Origin of the sequence: Aquabacterium sp. (assembly GCF_036279655.1) — a bacterium.
Classification (GTDB): domain Bacteria; phylum Pseudomonadota; class Gammaproteobacteria; order Burkholderiales; family Burkholderiaceae_C; genus Aquabacterium.
In genome coordinates this window covers 1-2,712 of the sequence record NZ_DASUIT010000158.1, presented here as the reverse complement: position 1 = coordinate 2,712, position 2,712 = coordinate 1, and the positions used below count along the sequence as shown (strand labels likewise).

Genomic DNA, 2,712 nt, shown 5'->3' with positions numbered 1-2,712 from the left:
CATGCGGTACGTTGTCTTCAATCAAAAGGGCGGGGTGGGCAAGTCCACCATCGCCTGCAATCTCGCCGCCATCAGTGCCCAGCAGGGTCTGCGCACCTTGCTGGTCGACCTGGACACCCAGGGCAACTCCTCCCACTATCTGCTGGGCGACACCTTGCAGGACGACACCCCGGGCGCGGCGGAGTTCTTCGACCAGACCCTGAAGTTCACGGCTCGCCCCAAGGCCACCGCCGAGTTCGTGGTGCCCACGCCCTGGGAAGGCCTGTCGGTCATGCCCTCCAGCCCCGCGCTGGACGAGCTGCACACCAAGCTGGAATCGCGCTACAAGATCTACAAGCTGCGCGAAGCCCTGGAAGAGCTCGAAGAAGACTTCGACCGCATCTACATCGACACGCCGCCCGCGCTGAATTTCTACACGCGCTCGGCGCTGATCGCTGCCCAGGGCTGCCTGATCCCCTTCGACTGCGATGACTTCTCCCGCCGGGCGCTCTACACCCTGCTGGACAACGTCAAGGAGATCCAGTCAGACCACAACGACGCCCTGGCCGTGAGCGGCATCGTGGTCAACCAGTTCCAGCCCCGGGCCACCTTGCCCCAGCGCTTGGTGCAGGAGCTGATCGACGAAGGTCTGCCCGTGCTGCAGCCCTACTTGAGCGCCTCGGTCAAGGTCAAGGAATCACACCAGCAGTCGCGCCCCATGATCCATCTGGATGCGCGACACAAGCTCACGCTGGAGCTGATCGCCCTGCACGACGCACTCGGTAACAATTAAACGGGCCTCATGGGGCCGCACGGGATGGACAGGCCGGCACCGCCACGGCATGCTGGCGCCCGCAGTCCTTCCCCCATCCACGTCTGGAGATCCCATGAGAACATCCCTGAGCCAAGGCTGCCTGCTGGCGGCCCTGATGGCGATGGCCAGCCCGGCCATGGCCGCCACCCCCAGCACCGCCGTCGAGATCAGCATCGGCGGCATCGGCCCCGGTGTGGACGCCACAGCGTTCAAGAAGGTCAAATGGCTCATCGCCGATGCCGTCTACCGGGGCACCATCGATTACTTCGATGTCTACGGTTACGGCAAAGAAGGCGGTTTTTCGGCCTGCGTGGAGCAGGGCACGTTTGCAGCCGCAGGCAGCTTTGACAAATTCGTCAAGGCGCTTCGAGCCATCCAGCCCAACCCGACGACCACGGCCTATAGCGTGTCCGATGTGGTGCAGTGCACCTACCCCACGGCTCCTTGACCGGGGGTGTGCTCAGGCCTCGTCCAGAGGCTCACGCAACTCGTCTTCCCATGTGACGAGATCATCATCCGTGATCTGCAACCAGTCCTTGATCGCATCGGCGTGACGGGTCCAGTCGATGTCCGGATCGATGGCCTCATGGCGGCGCACGAAGTATTCGGCCACCAGGCCGGCCGCCATCAGGGTGACCACCTCCGGATCGATCGAGTTGCCACGCAGGATGTCCATGTCGTGATGCAGACGGATGGCCGCGGTCACCGTGGGTGAGAGCTTCCACACCCGTGCCACCAGGGCCCCGACCACCGCGTGGTCCGTGCGGTGGTTGGCGTTTTCGGTGGCCACATACGAGCGATCGATGCGCGCATTGGCCTCGACCATGGTGCCCGCGTAGCCTTTGACGCTCTGCATCATCACGGGCAATCCCACATGGCAGAAGAGCCCGTAGGTGTGGGCCACGTCGAAGGACAAGCCCGGCAGCTTCTGCGCCAGATAGCCCATGGCCACGGCACGCTTGCGTGCCCGCTCCCAGAAGCGCTGCAGGTGCGAGCTGTTGACCTTGATGGCGCGCTGCACCAGGAAGCCACTGATGATGGCCGCCGTCTGCTCCAGGCCCAGGCGGTTCATGGCGGCGCCGATGGTCTGCACTGGCTGCCCGCTGGCAAACAGGGGGCTGTTGGCCGATTTGAGCAAGGTGGCTGCCATGGCGACATCGCTGCTGGCGATGCGTGCCACTTCATTGAGATCCGGTTCGGCCTGGGCCAGCACCACATTCAGGCGTGCCAGCAACTCGGGACACGGCGGGATGACGATCTGCTGCAGCGGGCCGCTGCGGCGGGCCTGGTCCAGCTCCTGCTGAATGGTTTCGATGCGATCGGCGGCGAGTGCGGTGGTCGACATGGTGCAGGCGGGTGAGACAGGGTGCGTATCGTCTGGATATCGACAGCTTGTGCGTGCTTCTGAAGTGGTTTTCTGGGCGTTTTTTGTGACAGCGCAGGGCTGGGTCGGAGGGGGCTCATCGCATGCCACCAGTGGGGCGATGAAGGGCCGAGGGGGGCTCTGGCCGGGCGCCTCGGGGGCGCCGAGCAGCGGAGTGTCGGGGTGGGCGCGCGCAGCGCGTCTCAACATCTGACTCGTCGGGGTTGTCTGAGCGGATCGCCTGCAGGGCGCGCAGTGAGTTCCCCGACGCCACCTCGACGCGAGCAGCGCAGGCGTGTCCCGCGCAGCGGGACCGCCCCCGTGAAGCCCGGACAGAGCCCCCCTCGGCCCGCGCCCCACGCTGCCCCGACAAAACGCCTCAACCCCAGAACAAGCACAAGCACGCTCCCCTCTGTGTACACTCCCGCCCGATGATCGTTCTCGCCCCCATGGAAGGGCTGCTGGATTGCTCCCTGCGTGACGTGCTCACCCGTGTCGGTGGCGTGGATCGCTGCGTCTCGGAGTTCATCCGCATCACCGACACCCTGCTGCCCGA

Annotated in this window: 3 protein-coding genes and 1 pseudogene; 3 read left to right on the top strand and 1 reads right to left on the bottom strand. The window is 65.2% G+C overall.

Translation table 11 applies throughout. The annotated features are described in order from the left end of the window. Position 1: 1 nt before the first annotated feature. Together VFW84_RS16940 and VFW84_RS16935 are read left to right on the top strand one after the other, a co-directional pair. Complete coding sequence (locus tag VFW84_RS16940; RefSeq protein WP_329681649.1) at positions 2–772, top strand: ParA family protein; 771 nt, start codon at positions 2–4, stop codon at positions 770–772. Positions 773–866: 94 nt separating this feature from the next. Next, on the top strand, positions 867–1,241 hold the full coding sequence (locus VFW84_RS16935; protein ID WP_329681648.1) for a hypothetical protein: 375 nt from the start codon (positions 867–869) through the stop codon (positions 1,239–1,241). A 12-nt stretch (positions 1,242–1,253) separates the two neighbouring features. On the opposite strand, the gene VFW84_RS16930 is transcribed toward VFW84_RS16935, so the two are convergent. Further along, positions 1,254–2,138 carry an HDOD domain-containing protein gene (locus VFW84_RS16930; RefSeq protein WP_329681647.1) on the bottom strand — a complete coding sequence of 295 codons (885 nt, stop codon included), beginning with the start codon at positions 2,136–2,138 and terminating at the stop codon, positions 1,254–1,256. Positions 2,139–2,587: 449 nt separating this feature from the next. On the opposite strand from VFW84_RS16930, the pseudogene VFW84_RS16925 reads away from it, so the two are divergent. Further along, positions 2,588–2,712: pseudogene (locus tag VFW84_RS16925) on the top strand (tRNA dihydrouridine(16) synthase DusC); the annotation flags it as partial.